The organism is Mesorhizobium sp. M1078 (assembly GCF_040318615.1).
Classification (GTDB): Bacteria; Pseudomonadota; Alphaproteobacteria; order Rhizobiales; family Rhizobiaceae; genus Mesorhizobium.
Genome location: NZ_JAMYMP010000009.1, coordinates 95513 through 109662 on the forward strand (window position 1 = coordinate 95513; position 14150 = coordinate 109662).

Genomic DNA, 14150 nt, shown 5'->3' on the forward strand with positions numbered 1-14150 from the left:
ACTGAAATTTCGCAGATCCGCTCGGTGCCGATGCGAATTCCGATCCGGGCATTTGGTTTGATCAGAAGGCACGATTGAGGCCGATAGTGGCCTATGGATTGGCAGCAGAGAATATCAGCCCTGTCGTCAGGGCCGCCGCTGCGTAGATGGCCGGCAGAACCTGACGGTTCACCCCAATCCGCAGCAGAGAGTGGCTCGAAACCCGATCCTGCTGGATTTTATCCACAACTTCGATGACATCGGCGGATGGCAACATGAAAAAAACGGTGACGCCTATTTGCGTGAGACATTCCTCTTCGCGATAGAGCATCGTTGAATTGGCCAACAGCCTGCCATACAAGCACGTCGGCTCAACAGGTGGCTCGAGGAACCCCACGGATGTCCGAACGCATTGCAGTTATCGGCCTGGGTTATGTCGGCCTGCCGGTAGCCATTGCCTTTGGGAAGGTTTTCCCCGGCACCATAGCTTTTGACATCAGCGAGCGTCGGATCGGGGAATTGCATGGCGGCGTCGATCGTACGGGGGAAGTTGACGCAACGGCGCTCAAGGAGACCTCGATAGGGCTGACCACCGACCGGGAGATGTTGAAAGGCGCTACTTTCTTCATCGTCGCCGTGCCAACCCCTATCGACGCAAATCGCGCTCCCGATCTAGCTTCTTTGAAACTGGCGTCCGAACTCGTCGGCGAGGCGGTGAGCAAAGGCGCCGTCGTCGTTTTTGAGTCGACAGTCTATCCAGGTGTGACCGAAGATTTCTGTGGGCCGATCATCGAGCAGGTTTCCGGCCTGCGACATCCCCGCGACTTTGCCCTCGGCTATTCGCCCGAACGCGCCAACCCCGGCGATCGAGAACACTCGCTGCAAAAGATCGTCAAAGTCGTCTCCGGCGAGAATAACGAGACGCTGGAGCGCGTCGCGAACGTTTATGGCCGTATCATCGATGCCGGCGTCTACCGCGCCCCGTCGATCAAGGTGGCCGAGGCAGCGAAGGTTATCGAGAACACCCAGCGCGATCTGAACATCGCGCTGATGAACGAACTGGCAATGATCTTCGAGCGGCTCGATATCCGGACGCAGGATGTTCTTGATGCTGCGTCGACGAAATGGAACTTCCTTCCCTTCAAACCGGGGTTCGTCGGCGGCCACTGCATCAGCGTCGATCCATATTATTTGACCGCCAAGGCCGAGGCAGAAGGTTACCATCCGCAGATCATCCTCGCCGGACGTCGCATCAATGACGGCATGGGGGCCTTCGTCGCCCAGCAGGTTGTCAAACGGCTGATTGGTTCTGACACGCCCGTCAAAGGGGCTTCTGTCGGCATTCTCGGGCTGACATTCAAGGAGGACGTGCCGGATTTGCGCAACAGCCGCGTTTTCGACATGGTCAAGGAACTAAGGCAGTTCGGAATTGTCCCCAAAGTCCATGATCCCCTTGCCGATGTCGAAACCGCTCGGCGTGATCACGGCGAAACAATCCTGCCGCTCGATGAGATAAACGATTTGCAGGCGCTTGTTCTGGCGGTGCCTCACAGGCAATATCTCACCAACGAAAGAGCGCGTCTTTTTCAAATGATCAGGCCGGGGGGGACACTGTTCGATGTCAAGTCGGCCATCAAGCCCAATGAAGTTCCCGACAACATAAAATACTGGAGCTTGTAAAGCTCGCCTGAAATTAACGCTAGGATATGCAGTGACATCAAGCAGGCCGATACTGATCACCGGCGCAGCCGGGTTCATAGGGTTTCATCTTTGTCTGAGGCTGCTTGCCGAAGGACGCCAGGTTATCGGCCTCGACTCCATGAACGAGTATTATGACGTCAGCCTGAAGCAGGCTCGTCTCGAGCGGCTGAAAGCGTTTTCGAATTTTTGTTTCGAGCATGCCGATCTCACGGAGCGGGACCGTATTTCGGAGCTCTTCCTCTCGGCCGCGCCGGAGGTTGTCGTCAATCTCGCGGCGCAAGCCGGCGTACGCTATTCGATCAGCAATCCGCACGCCTATGTGGAAAGCAACCTCAGCGGCTTTGTCAACATCCTGGAAGGATGCCGGCAGGCCTCCGTCGGCCATCTGGTCTATGCATCGTCGAGTTCGATTTATGGCGGCAGCACCCGCATGCCGTTTTCCGTGCACGATCCGGCGGACCATCCGCTCAGCCTTTACGCCGCAAGCAAGAAGGCGAACGAGCTGATGGCGCACACATACAGCCATCTGTTTCGACTGCCGACCACCGGGCTGCGTTTTTTCACCGTCTATGGTCCGTGGGGGCGGCCGGACATGGCGCTGTTCATCTTCGCCAAGGCTATCCTCGCCGGCGAGCCGATCGAGGTCTTCAACTATGGCAACATGCAGCGGGATTTCACCTATATCGACGACATTGTCGAAGGTATTATCCGCGTCATGCAGCAACCCGCGACACCCAATCCTGAGTGGAAAAGTGTCGCGCCAGACCCAGCGACCAGCAACGCCCCGTTCAGGATTCACAACATCGGCGGCAATTCGCCCGTTCAACTGAACCGATTGATCGAGGTGCTCGAAGACGCGCTGGGACGCAAGGCAAACCGCAACCTCAGGCCACTTCAGCCAGGCGACGTTCCGGCAACTTTCGCCAATGTCAGCTCGCTCGAGGAGGCGACCGGCTTCAAGCCCAAAATCCCGATCGAAATAGGGGTTCCGCGCTTTGTCGAATGGTACCGGGAGTTCTACCGATCATGATCGGACGCTTCGCCATCTGGAGGCGGCTGGCTCCTGACCAGCCATCGCTGGCGCATGCCGCTCGGAAAACTCAATAAGCCGCAGCCGAACTGGGTGTCGCCTGAAGGCGGTGAATATCTTTCCGGGGCGGCGCACCGAACAGGCGACGATATTCTCGGCTGAACTGCGAAGGGCTGTCATAGCCCACCGCGAACCCGGCCGTGCCTGCGTTTGCGCCGCCGGCAAGCATAATCCTTCGCGCCTCCTGCAGGCGCAGCTGCTTCTGGTATTCGAGCGGGGTCATGCGCGTAATCGCCTTGAAATGGGCATGAAGGGACGACGCGCTCATGCCTGATGCCGCCGCAATGTCTTCGATGCGCAGTTGTGCCTGGAAATGATTGCGGATCGTGGCGATGGCGCGGCTGACCTGGCTCAGGTGGCTGTCCACCGACGCCATCTGGCGAAGCGTGTCACCGTGCGGTCCGGTGAGGAGCCGGTAAAGGATTTCGCGTTCGATCAGCGGCGCCAGCACGGTGATGCTCTCGGGGCGATCGAGCAGCCTGACAAGCCGACAGGCGGCATCAATCAGGTCGGGGTCACTTGGATAGGCAGCTAACACCGGCAGATCCCTGCTGGGGGATGCACGTCCTTCTTTCACAAGCAGCTCGGCCAGCGCGGTGGAATCAAAATCTATCTTGCAACAGAGGTAGGGCGCCGCCGGGCTCGCCTCCAACACATGCCCGACCAGCGGCAGGTCGACCGAGACGAGCAGGTAGCTCGATGCGTCATAGACCACGCTCTGGTCGGCCAGCGAGACGCGCTTCGATCCTTGGGCGATTATGCAAAGCGACGCCTCGTAGACCGCAGGCACGGGTGCACTGGGCTGGTTGGCGCGAATGAGCGACAGCCGCGGCACCGCAGTGCCGGCCATGCCAGATTTCGGCGCAAAGCGGGTGATCAGCTCGGCGAGTTCATTGATTTTCTCCATGCCGCATAAATCTTCATGGCGCGAAATGTTGCAAGGCATTTCGAGTTCATTTGGAGGATCGTGCAAACTGTTTGGACGATCACGCTACCGGCCTTTGCCGGTTCGCGCCATCTATCTCCCCGTCACCGCAGCGAAAAAGGAACGATCATGACGGGACTTAAAGACAAGGTTGTACTCATCACCGGCGCCTCCAGCGGCATCGGCGAAGCGACGGTTCGGGAACTTGCCGGTGCCGGCGCCAGACTGTTCATCGGGGCCCGCCGCACCGAGCGGCTCAAGGCGCTGGCCGCAGAAATAGGCAAAGGCGTCGCGTGGCGCGAACTCGACGTGACTGACGCGGCGAATTTCGACGCCTTTGCCGATGCCGCTCATGCCGAATTCGGGCAGATCGATGTGCTGGTCAACAATGCCGGCGTCATGCCGCTGTCGCCGCTTGCCGCGCTGAAGCGCGATGAGTGGTCTCGCATGATCAATGTCAACATCGGCGGCGTGCTGAACGGGATCGCCGCGGTGCTGCCGCGCTTCGTCGCCCAGAAGAATGGGCATATCGTCAATGTCGCCTCGGTCGGTGCGCATATCGTGCTGCCCACCGCGGCGGTCTATTGCGGCACGAAATATGCCGTCTGGGCAATCACCGAGGGGCTGCGGCAGGAGCATGACGACATCCGCGCCACGATCATCTCCCCCGGAGTGACCGCAACCGAACTGGGCGACGATATCAGCGATCCTCAGGTCGCCACGGCTCTGAAAGAATGGCGGCAGAAGTCGCTCACACCGGACGCCATTGCACGGGCGATCCGTTTTGCGCTTGATCAACCCGATGGCGTCGACGTCAACGAAGTGATCGTACGGCCAACCGCCGCCAATATGTAGAACTTGCTGCCGGATGCCGGCTTTCGGCGAGCTGGGGCGCTCTCCGAGATCCGGCAAACGGCCCACCCCTCAACGCACCCGCCCTCAGCCTCTGGCGTAACTTCCGCGGGCCACATCGTACCGGCTCTCGAACGCGCGCGAAAAATGCGCACTCGAATTGAACCCCCAAGCAAAGGCGATTTCCGAGATCGTGGGCGACGCTCGGGCGGGCGACAACAATTCTTCCTTGCTGCGCTCCAGCCGCCTGTCCCAGACGAAGCGTTCCGGTCTCGCGGCAAGGCCGGTGCGCCGCTGGGAACTTAACCCGCTAATCATCTCCCCTGCGACGGTAGAGATGTCAGGCTTCGCCGGCCAGGCGCGCTGAAATCAGCCGCGCCGCCTTGATCACCGCTTCGCCCTGGCTGGCCGCCATGCTGTCATCGGCGCGTGACACAGGCGAGGCCACCGCCAGAGTGCCTAAAGGACGGCCATCGGAGCCGAGGATTGCCGCGGCTATGCTGTGGACGCCTTCTTCATAGCCTTGGGAGCTCGAGGAATAGCCGCGCTTGGCGGCAAGCCGGATCGCCTTCATCAGCCTGTCGGGCTGCGTCACCGTGTGTGGCGTGAAGGTCGGCAACGGCTTGTCGACATAGGCCTCGGCCGCTTCCCGAGGCGAAGCGGCGAGAAAGGCGATGCCGGAGGCGGTGCCGTGCAAGGGCAGCACCTGGCCGACATCGACATTGACCCGGTTGGCCTTTGCCGACAGCTCGACATGGACCGTCAGCAGTGCGCCGGCGCTGAATTCCGACAGATGCACCGTCTCGCCGGTTTCCAGCGCCAGCTCGCGAACCACAGGTGCTGCCACGCGCACGAAGGGAAAATGCGCGTCGCGAAACCGGGCCAGCCGCGACAGGCCGGCGCCGAGCCGGTAGCGGCGGCTTGCCGGCTCTTGTTCGATCAGGCGGTGGTCGGCCATCGCCATCAGCAGGCGCCGCGCCGTCGCCTTGTCGAGGCCGGTTTTGCGGGCGAGCTCGGACAGGCCGATCTCCGGTTCGCCGAGCGTGAACTGTTCCAACAGCGATATCGCTTTGCCGACTGTGCTCATCGTGCATCCTCAAGATACTTCGCATGGGAGGGAAGCCAATCCACCTTGCAGTCCGCTCATAGCACATAAAATGGTGGTTCAAATAACGAACCGTTTGGAAGCGACAAAAAACACCAGCAAGTTTCGCGGCGACATCAATCTCGATGCGCCGCGCCGTGCGAGGGGTGATGCTGCGCGGCAACACCTATCAACAGGTGGATCAACTCGGCGGCGCTGCGCCTGGCCGGCGTGTCGACCCAAACGCCTGATCCTGGCCGGCGCGGAAGCTTCAACTCTGCCCCAGCTGCGCGCGGCGCCAGGCGGCGGGCGCCTGGCCAACCCGCTCCCGGAAGAAGCGTGAGAAATAGGCCGGATCGTCGAAGCCGATTTCGTAGGCGATGTCCTCGACGGTGCGTACGGTGAACAGCAGCAAGCGCTTGGCCTCCAGCAACCGTCGCTCGCCCATGAGCCGCTTGACGCCGCTGCCAAGCACCCTATGGGCGGCCTTGTCGAGAAGATGCGGTGTCGTGGCCAGCGCCTCGACGTAGCGGTCGACGGGCCAGTTGTCGCGGAAATGCGCATCGACCAGACGGCGCAAGCCGCGCGCCAATGCAGCATCGGAAGAGCCAGTCGCATCCATTACCTCGGGACCAAGACGCGCGACGTGGGAGAGCGCGACGGCAATCAGCGCCGGCAGGGTCTTGTCACTCCCGGCCTGCGCCTCGGCATATTCCGTGGCGATCATCTCCAGCACCGCCGCAAGCCTTTTCCACGCGACGTGCTGAGGAAGGCTATCGGCAAAAACCGGCCGATCCAATGGCAGCAGGCTGTGAGCGGCTATTGCCGCAAGCGCATCATCGGCGACCGAAACGACGATGGCGTCGGTGCCGGGCCCGATCGAGAAGCCATGCACGATGGTGCTCGGCACGAAGCTGACGGCCGGCGCCGAAAAGTGCCAGGATTGATCCTCGATGCGATAAGTGCCGGAGCCGCTTGTCCAGTAGGTGATCTGGCCCATTTGCGGATGCTTGTGCGCGGCAACCTGGCCGAGATGAATGTTGCTGCGCGCAAGCACCGTCTCGACATGCAGGAAGCCGACTTCGAGCGGCCGCACCGGCTCGCCATAGACAAAGAAATCAGGAATGGAATTGAGGCTCATGGCGCCGGAAAAAGTCCAATCGGTTTTGCCGTTACGTCCTAACCGATCCTTGCCAGGAGAGCTAGAGTTGATGCCATAAGTGGAGGAACATCATGCGATCGGAAGACTTTCGTGCCGACAATGGGCGCCCGTTCACCGGGGCCGAGTATCTGGAGAGCTTGCGCGACGGCCGCGAGGTCTACATCAACGGCGAGCGCATTGCCGATGTCACCACCCATCCGGCGATGCGCAATTCGGCGCGGTCGCTGGCGCGCCTCTATGATGCGCTGCACGATCCCAAGCGGCAGGGCACGCTGACCTCGCCTACCGATACCGGTTCGGGCGGCTACACCCACAAATATTTCCGCGTCGCCAAATCCTCCGGCGAACTCGCGGCCCAGCAGACCGCGATCGCCGAGTGGTCACGCATGTCCTATGGCTGGATGGGCCGCACGCCCGATTACAAGGCGGCACTGATGAACACGCTCGGCGCCAATGCCGACTGGTACGGCCCGTTCAAGGACAATGCGCTCGCCTGGCACAAGCGTGCGCAGGAAGCCGTGCTGTTCATGAACCACGCCATCGTCAACCCGCCGATCGACCGCCACAAGCCGGCCGAACAGGTGAAGGATGTCTTCGTCCACATCACCAAGGAGACCGACGCCGGCATCTATGTCTCCGGCGCCAAGGTGGTGGCGACGTCCTCGGCGCTGACCCACTACAATTTCCTGGCGCAGAGCTCGGCGACGGTCACCGAAGATCCGTCGCTGTCGGTCATGTTCATCGTGCCGATGAATGCGCCGGGGGTAAAGATGTTCTGCCGCGTCTCCTATGAGCAGACGGCCAACACGGCGGCGGCTCCGTTCGACTATCCGTTGTCGTCGCGCTTCGACGAGAACGATGCCATCCTGGTGCTCGACAATGTCTTCATCCCCTGGGAGGACGTGCTGGTGCTGCGCGACGCGCAGAAAATCCTGTCCTTCCATCCGGCTTCGGGCTTCATGCATGGCTATTGCTTCCAGGGCTGCACACGCTTTGCCGTCAAGCTCGACTTCCTCGCCGGCCTGCTGGCCAAGGCGCTGCGCGCCACCGGCGGAGATGCCTTCCGAGGCAACCAGGCGGCGCTGGGCGAGGTCATCGCGCTCAGGCACATGTTCTGGAGCTTTTCCAACGCCATGGCTTATAATCCGATCCCCTGGGCGAATGGCGCTGTCCTGCCCAACCTGGAAGCAGCCCTTGCCTACCGGACTTTCATGTCGGAAGCCTACCCGCGCGTCATCGACACGGTGCGCCGGGTGATCGCCTCCGGCTTGATCTACCTGCCGTCATCGGTGCGCGACTTCAACAATCCCGAGATCGACAAATACCTCGCGCAATATGTGCGCGGTTCCAACGACATGGGCCATGTCGAGCGCATCAAGATCATGAAACTGTTGTGGGACGCGACCGGCACCGAGTTCGGCGGCCGCCACGCGCTCTACGAACTCAACTATGCCGGTGCGCCGGAAGAGGTGCGGCTGCAGGTGCTGAAGGGCGCCGAACGCGGCGGCCGGCTGAAGGCCATGGAAGAACTGGTCGACACCTGCATGGCCGACTATGACGAGAACGGCTGGACGGGAGATACCTGGCTCAATCCGCTCGCTTCTACGGCCGGGTGATGTCAGATGGCCACGCAGATTTCGAAGGCCGATTTCCGCGACGCCATGGCAAGGGTCTGCGCGCCGGTCAACATCGTCACGACAGATGGTCCGGCCGGGCGCGGCGGCTTCACCGCCACCGCCATGTGCAGTGTGTCGGACGAACCGCCGACACTGCTGGTGTGCATGAACGGCCGCTCGACCCAGGCCGCCATGTTCCTCGCCAACCGGCGCTTCTGCGTCAACGTGCTGACGCATGACCATATGCACCTGGCCGGCAAGTTCGCCGGCGCGACCAGGGACATGGAGGCACGCTATTCGGCGGCGCGCTGGCAAACGCTGGCCTCAGGCACGCCGGCGCTGTCCGATGCGATCGTCAATTTCGATTGCGAGATCGAGGATGTGCACATAGTCGGCACGCATAATGTCATGATCGGCCGGGTTATCGACGTCAGGCACGGCAGCGGCGGCTCGGCGCTGCTTTATGTCGACCGCAATTACACGCAGCCGACGCGGCTTGGCAGTTTTGGCGGCTGAGCGGGAGCAGTCAGTTCTCGCCGGCGATCAGGCTCTCCAGCAGATCGAGCAATTGCTCGAGCCTCTCATGTCCGAAGCGCTGTTCGATGTCGCGGTAGATGACGAGGCGTTCCGGCGACAAGGCATCGATAAGGGCGGAGCCCGCCGGGGCGATCGTCAGCACGACACGGCGGCCATCGCCTTCCGCCCTGTTGCGGGTGATGAATTTTCGGCCCTCGAGCGTCTTGATGATGCGTGTCAGGCTGGGCGGCAGCACCGAAGCGCGATCGGCAAGTTCCGTCGCCTCGACAGGGCCGGCCTCGCTCAGAACGCGCAGCACACGCCATTGCTGTTCGGTCACGTCATGCGCCGCCAGCATAGGGCGAAACCGCGCCATCACCACTTCGCGGGCATGGAGCAGCGCCATCGGCAGAGAACGACGGGTGTTTTCAGGCAGCAAGAAGCAGCGTCCCCAATGATGCGGGCGGTCGGCGGGACCGCACGCCAAAACCTGACCTTTCCATCCCGTATCGTCGCCTCAACTTGGATGCAAGGCTTGACTTCAGTGATGCTGCATGTAATTAACGCGTTAACTACAGCAGCGCAACAATCCGGGAGGCGAGACGCGGTGCCTCACTTTTCCATCGAGTATTCGGCCAACCTCGATGCCAAGGTCGACATGAGCGAATTGTGCGCGCTGGTGTTGCGCACCGTGCTCGGCACCGGGCTGTTTGAAACCGGCGCGGTGCGGGTGCGGGCCTTCCGTGCGGAAGCCTATGCCATCGCCGACAGCCTGCCGGAAAACGCTTTCCTCGACATGTCGTTTCGCATTGGAACCGGGCGCAGCGCCGAGGACAAGAAACGAACCGGGGAGGCGGTCTTCGCCGCGGTGAGCGAATACCTTGGCCCCCTGTTCGATACCCCGCATTTCGCTCTTTCCCTGGAGATCAGGGAGATCGACCCGGTACTGAGCTGGAAGAAAAACGCAATCCATCCGCGACTGCGCGGCAAGTGACGGAAGCTGATATGTCCGACCTCGAAGGCAATCTGAAAAAGGCCGAGGCCTATCTGGCCCGTTTCAAGCGCGACGGCGTGCTGAACCAGATCGGCGGCGAAGCGGTGCCGGCGGTGGATGGCTCGACCTTCGAGAGCATGTCGCCGGTCGATCTCAAGCCGCTGGCCAAGGTCGCGCGTGGCAGTGCCGCCGATATCGACCGCGCCGCCAAGGCGGCAAAGGCGGCGTTCCCGGCCTGGGCCGCCATGCCGGGCGACGGGCGCAAGAAGCTGCTGCACAAGATAGCCGATGCGATCGAAGCGCGCGCCGAGGAGATCGCCTTCGTCGAGTGCATGGACACCGGCCAGGCGCTGAAATTCATGGCCAAGGCCGCGCTGCGCGGCGCCGAGAATTTCCGCTTCTTCGCCGACCGCGCGCCGGAAGCGCGCGACGGCGAGACGCTGCGCACGACAGGCCAGGTCAACATCACCACGCGCGTGCCGATCGGCCCGGTCGGCATCATCACGCCGTGGAACACGCCGTTCATGCTGTCGACATGGAAGATCGCGCCGGCGCTGGCGGCAGGCTGCACCGTCGTCCACAAGCCGGCCGAATTTTCGCCGCTGACCGCTCGCCTGCTGGTCGAGATCGCCGAGGAGGCCGGCCTGCCGAAAGGCGTGTGGAACCTGGTCAACGGCCTCGGCGAGCACGCCGGCAAGGCGCTGACCGAGCACCCTGACATCAAGGCGATCGGTTTTGTCGGTGAGAGCCGCACCGGCTCGATGATCATGAAACAGGGCGCCGATACGCTGAAGCGCGTGCATTTCGAACTGGGCGGGAAGAACCCGGTGATCGTCTTCGCCGACGCCGATCTCGAACGTGCGGCGGATGCGGCCGTGTTCATGATCTACTCGCTCAACGGCGAACGCTGCACCTCATCGTCGCGGCTGCTGGTCGAAGCCTCGGTCTACGACACATTCACGGATCTGGTCGCGGAGAAGGCAAAGCGCATCAAGGTTGGCCATCCGCTCGATCCCAAAACGGTGGTCGGTCCGCTGATCCATCCGGTGCACGAGGAAAAGGTGCTGTCCTATATCGAGATCGGCAAATCGGAAGGCGCGGTGGTAGCCGCCGGCGGCGGCAAGTTCGCCGGTCCGGGCGGTGGCTGCTATGTCAGCCCGACGCTGTTTACCGGCGCCACCAACAGGATGCGCATTGCCCAGGAAGAGATTTTCGGGCCGGTGCTGACTGCCATTTCCTTCAAGGACGAGGCCGAAGCGCTGGCGCTGGCCAACGACACCCAATACGGCCTGACCGGCTATCTCTGGACGTCGGATGTTACCCGCGCCTTCCGCTTCACCGATGCGCTGGACGCCGGCATGATCTGGGTCAATTCGGAGAATGTGCGGCATTTGCCGACGCCGTTTGGCGGCGTCAAGAATTCCGGCATCGGCCGCGACGGCGGCGACCATTCCTTCGATTTCTACATGGAGACGAAGAACATCGCCTTCGCCACTTCAGCGCACGCGATCCAGAAACTCGGCGGCTGACCGGAGGACATCGGATGCCACTGCCCAAACCAAACCTCTATCCCGCCTTCAACATCGTGCGCCTCAGCCATGTCGAACTGGCGGTCACCGACCTTGCGAAATCCCGCGCCTTCTATGTCGACACGCTCGGCCTGCAGGTTACCGACGAGACATCGGAAGCCATCTATCTAAGGGCGTTGGAAGAGCGCGGACACCACTGCATCGTGCTGAAGAAGGCCGGCAGCGCCGAAGCCCGCGATCTCGGCTTCAAGGTTTTCTCGGATGAGGATCTCGACAAGGCCGAGCACTTCTTGAAGGCAAAAGGCCTGCCGGTGGAGTGGGTCGAGCGACCCTACCAGTCGCGCACCTTCCGCACCCGCGACCCGCACGGCATTCCGCTCGAGTTCTTTGCCCAGATGGAAAGGCTGCCGCCGATTCATCAGAAATATGCGCTCTACAAGGGCGTGAAGCCGCTGCGCATCGACCACTTCAACTGCTTCTCGCCCAACGTCGACGAGTCCGTCGCCTTCTACAACGAGCTTGGCTTCCGCGTCACCGAATACACCGAGGATGCCAGTAGCGGAAAGCTGTGGGCGGCCTGGACGCACCGCAAGGGCGGCGTCCACGACATCGCCTTCACCAACGGTGTGGGTCCGCGCCTGCATCACGTCGCCTTTTGGGTGCCGACACCGCTCAACATTATCGACCTGCTCGACCTGATGGCGACGACCGGTTACCTCGCAAACATCGAGCGCGGCCCAGGCCGGCACGGCATTTCCAACGCCTTCTTCCTCTATGTTCGCGATCCCGACAATCACCGCATCGAGATCTACTGCTCGGACTACCAGACGGTGGATCCGGATCTGGAGCCGATCAAGTGGGACCTCAAGGACCCGCAGCGCCAGACGCTGTGGGGCGCGCCGGCGCCGAAAAGCTGGTTCGAGGAGGGCAGCACCTTTGCCGGCGCGGCCGCACGCCAACCGGATTTGACGGCGTCGCCGATCATCGCACCGTGACCACAGACGCGAACCTGACGAGACCGGGATGACTGCACATGGGCGGCTCGCCACCTTCACCGTCGGCGGCAAGACGCGCTATGGCGTGGTCACAGATAAGGGCGTCGTCGACCTGTCGGCGCGGCACAGCCAGTGGCCGACGCTGCGCGAAGTGATCGAGGCCGGCGTGCTACGGCGGCTGGCGGAAGAGGCCGAAGCCTACGCCGTCGATTTTCCATTCGACGCTATCGCTTATGAAATCCCTGTGCCGTCGCCGGAAAAGATCATCTGCGTCGGCGTCAACTATCCCGACCGCAACGAGGAGTACAAGGACGGCCAGGCCGCGCCTTCCAACCCGTCGCTGTTCATCCGCTTCCCCCGCTCCTTCGTCGGCCACCACGCGCCACTGGTGCGGCCGCCGGAATCGCCGCAGCTGGATTATGAGGGCGAGATCGTCATCGTCATCGGCAAGGGTGGACGACGCATCGCCGAGAGGGATGCGCTTGACCATATCGCGGCACTATCCCTGTGCAACGAAGGCACCATTCGCGATTGGGTACGGCACGCCAAGTTCAACGTCACGCAGGGCAAGAATTTCGACCGCACCGGCTCGCTCGGTCCGTGGCTGGTGCCGTTCACCGACGAGGCGCAGATTGCCGACATCGCGCTGACCACCCGCGTCAATGGCGAATTGCGCCAGCAGGACCGCACCGGCCGGATGATCTTCTCGTTCCGCAAGATCATCGCCTATGTCTCCACCTTCACCACGCTGGTGCCAGGCGATATCATCGTCACCGGTACGCCGACCGGCGCCGGCGCCCGCTTCGACCCGCCGATCTGGCTGAAACCGGGCGACGTGATCGAAGTCGAAGCCGACGGCATCGGCGTGCTCCGCAACGGCGTCGTCGACGAGGCAGCATCGTGACCCCCGAGCAAGTTGAAGATGCCGCGGCAAGGCTGTTCGAAGCCGAGCGTTCGCGCCGCCAGATCCGTCTGCTCAGCCTCGATTTTCCCGACGCGACGATGGAGGATGCCTATCGCGTCCAGGCAGCGCTGGTGAAACGCAAGACCGATGCCGGGCTGACCCCGAAGGGCTGGAAGATCGGCCTGACATCGAAGGCGATGCAATATGCGCTCGCCATCGACACGCCGGATTCGGGCGTGCTGTTCGACGACATGTTCTTCAACGACGGCGCGACGATACCCGTCGGCCGCTTCATCCAGCCGCGCGTCGAGGCCGAGATAGCCTTCGTCATGAAGGCGCCGCTGAGGGGCCCAGGCGTGACCATCTTCGACGTGCTCAACGCCACCGATTATATCACGCCGGCGCTCGAAATCCTCGACACGCGCATCGAACGCGTCAATGCCGAGACAAAGAAGGCGCGCACTTTCTTCGATACGATTTCCGACAACGCCGCCAATGCCGGCATTGTCATCGGCGGCCGGCCGCAACGACCCGATGAAGCCGATATGCGCTGGATCGGCGCCATCGTCTCGCGCAATGCGGAGGTCGAGGAGACCGGGCTTGGCGCCGGCGTGCTCAACCATCCGGCGATGGGCATTGCCTGGCTGGCGGACAGGCTCGCCCGCTACGGCATGTCCATCGCGGCCGGCGAGGTGGTGCTGTCCGGATCGTTTGTGCGCCCGGTCGAGGCGCGGCCCGGCGATACCATCGTCGCCGACTTCGGCAGCTCGGGAACGGTCAGCATCCATTTCGCCAAGAGCTGA

General features: G+C 62.2%; 16 protein-coding genes. 10 read left to right on the forward strand and 6 right to left on the reverse strand.

Annotation, left to right across the window (positions count from 1 at the left end):
- Positions 1 to 91: 91 nt before the first annotated feature.
- Entirely contained in the window at positions 92 to 310 is a 219-nt protein-coding gene (locus NKH38_RS14685; RefSeq protein ID WP_023692281.1) for a hypothetical protein, read from the reverse strand.
- Between the two features lie 68 nt (positions 311 to 378).
- Here NKH38_RS14685 and NKH38_RS14690 point away from each other — a divergent pair, with 68 nt between their 5' ends.
- The gene (locus NKH38_RS14690) at positions 379 to 1659 is read left to right on the forward strand and encodes a nucleotide sugar dehydrogenase (protein ID WP_023692280.1); all 1281 of its coding nucleotides are present in this window, start codon (positions 379 to 381) and stop codon (positions 1657 to 1659) included.
- Positions 1660 to 1690: 31 nt separating this feature from the next.
- The gene (locus tag NKH38_RS14695; protein WP_023807560.1) at positions 1691 to 2710 is read left to right on the forward strand and encodes an NAD-dependent epimerase; all 1020 of its coding nucleotides are present in this window, start codon (positions 1691 to 1693) and stop codon (positions 2708 to 2710) included.
- A gap of 70 nt (positions 2711 to 2780) precedes the next feature.
- Here NKH38_RS14695 and NKH38_RS14700 read toward each other — a convergent pair whose 3' ends face one another.
- Positions 2781 to 3677, reverse strand: coding sequence for an AraC family transcriptional regulator (locus NKH38_RS14700; protein ID WP_023692278.1), 897 nt, complete (start codon positions 3675 to 3677; stop codon positions 2781 to 2783).
- 147 nt (positions 3678 to 3824) lie between these two features.
- Here NKH38_RS14700 and NKH38_RS14705 point away from each other — a divergent pair, with 147 nt between their 5' ends.
- Entirely contained in the window at positions 3825 to 4550 is a 726-nt protein-coding gene (locus NKH38_RS14705; RefSeq protein ID WP_023682721.1) for an SDR family oxidoreductase, read from the forward strand.
- Between the two features lie 84 nt (positions 4551 to 4634).
- On the opposite strand, the gene NKH38_RS14710 is transcribed toward NKH38_RS14705, so the two are convergent.
- From NKH38_RS14710 to NKH38_RS14720, 3 genes are all read right to left on the reverse strand, one after another.
- On the reverse strand, positions 4635 to 4865 hold the full coding sequence (locus NKH38_RS14710; protein ID WP_023710046.1) for a helix-turn-helix domain-containing protein: 231 nt from the start codon (positions 4863 to 4865) through the stop codon (positions 4635 to 4637).
- Between the two features lie 22 nt (positions 4866 to 4887).
- Complete coding sequence (locus NKH38_RS14715) at positions 4888 to 5634, reverse strand: IclR family transcriptional regulator (RefSeq protein WP_023686930.1); 747 nt, start codon at positions 5632 to 5634, stop codon at positions 4888 to 4890.
- A gap of 268 nt (positions 5635 to 5902) precedes the next feature.
- Complete coding sequence (locus NKH38_RS14720; RefSeq protein WP_023692273.1) at positions 5903 to 6772, reverse strand: helix-turn-helix domain-containing protein; 870 nt, start codon at positions 6770 to 6772, stop codon at positions 5903 to 5905.
- A gap of 92 nt (positions 6773 to 6864) precedes the next feature.
- On the opposite strand from NKH38_RS14720, the gene NKH38_RS14725 reads away from it, so the two are divergent.
- Entirely contained in the window at positions 6865 to 8409 is a 1545-nt protein-coding gene (locus NKH38_RS14725; protein ID WP_023710044.1) for a 4-hydroxyphenylacetate 3-hydroxylase N-terminal domain-containing protein, read from the forward strand.
- Between the two features lie 6 nt (positions 8410 to 8415).
- On the forward strand, positions 8416 to 8925 hold the full coding sequence (locus tag NKH38_RS14730; protein ID WP_023692271.1) for a flavin reductase: 510 nt from the start codon (positions 8416 to 8418) through the stop codon (positions 8923 to 8925).
- Between the two features lie 10 nt (positions 8926 to 8935).
- Here NKH38_RS14730 and hpaR read toward each other — a convergent pair whose 3' ends face one another.
- Positions 8936 to 9331 (reverse strand): homoprotocatechuate degradation operon regulator HpaR, encoded by a 396-nt coding sequence (gene hpaR / locus NKH38_RS14735; protein ID WP_023714916.1) that lies wholly within the window; start codon positions 9329 to 9331, stop codon positions 8936 to 8938.
- A gap of 201 nt (positions 9332 to 9532) precedes the next feature.
- Here hpaR and NKH38_RS14740 point away from each other — a divergent pair, with 201 nt between their 5' ends.
- From NKH38_RS14740 to hpaH, 5 genes are read left to right on the forward strand one after another with little or no spacing between them, the layout of a single operon-like run.
- Positions 9533 to 9919 (forward strand): 5-carboxymethyl-2-hydroxymuconate Delta-isomerase, encoded by a 387-nt coding sequence (locus NKH38_RS14740; RefSeq protein ID WP_023667827.1) that lies wholly within the window; start codon positions 9533 to 9535, stop codon positions 9917 to 9919.
- An 11-nt stretch (positions 9920 to 9930) separates the two neighbouring features.
- Complete coding sequence (gene hpaE / locus NKH38_RS14745; protein WP_023667828.1) at positions 9931 to 11448, forward strand: 5-carboxymethyl-2-hydroxymuconate semialdehyde dehydrogenase; 1518 nt, start codon at positions 9931 to 9933, stop codon at positions 11446 to 11448.
- Positions 11449 to 11462: 14 nt separating this feature from the next.
- Complete coding sequence (gene hpaD / locus NKH38_RS14750) at positions 11463 to 12443, forward strand: 3,4-dihydroxyphenylacetate 2,3-dioxygenase (RefSeq protein WP_352763074.1); 981 nt, start codon at positions 11463 to 11465, stop codon at positions 12441 to 12443.
- Positions 12444 to 12471: 28 nt separating this feature from the next.
- On the forward strand, positions 12472 to 13347 hold the full coding sequence (locus NKH38_RS14755; protein WP_352763071.1) for a fumarylacetoacetate hydrolase family protein: 876 nt from the start codon (positions 12472 to 12474) through the stop codon (positions 13345 to 13347).
- Positions 13341 to 14150: a 2-oxo-hept-4-ene-1,7-dioate hydratase gene (gene hpaH / locus NKH38_RS14760; protein ID WP_023710038.1), complete on the forward strand. Its 810-nt coding sequence runs from the start codon at positions 13341 to 13343 to the stop codon at positions 14148 to 14150. The genes NKH38_RS14755 and hpaH overlap by 7 nt, the downstream gene beginning before the upstream one ends.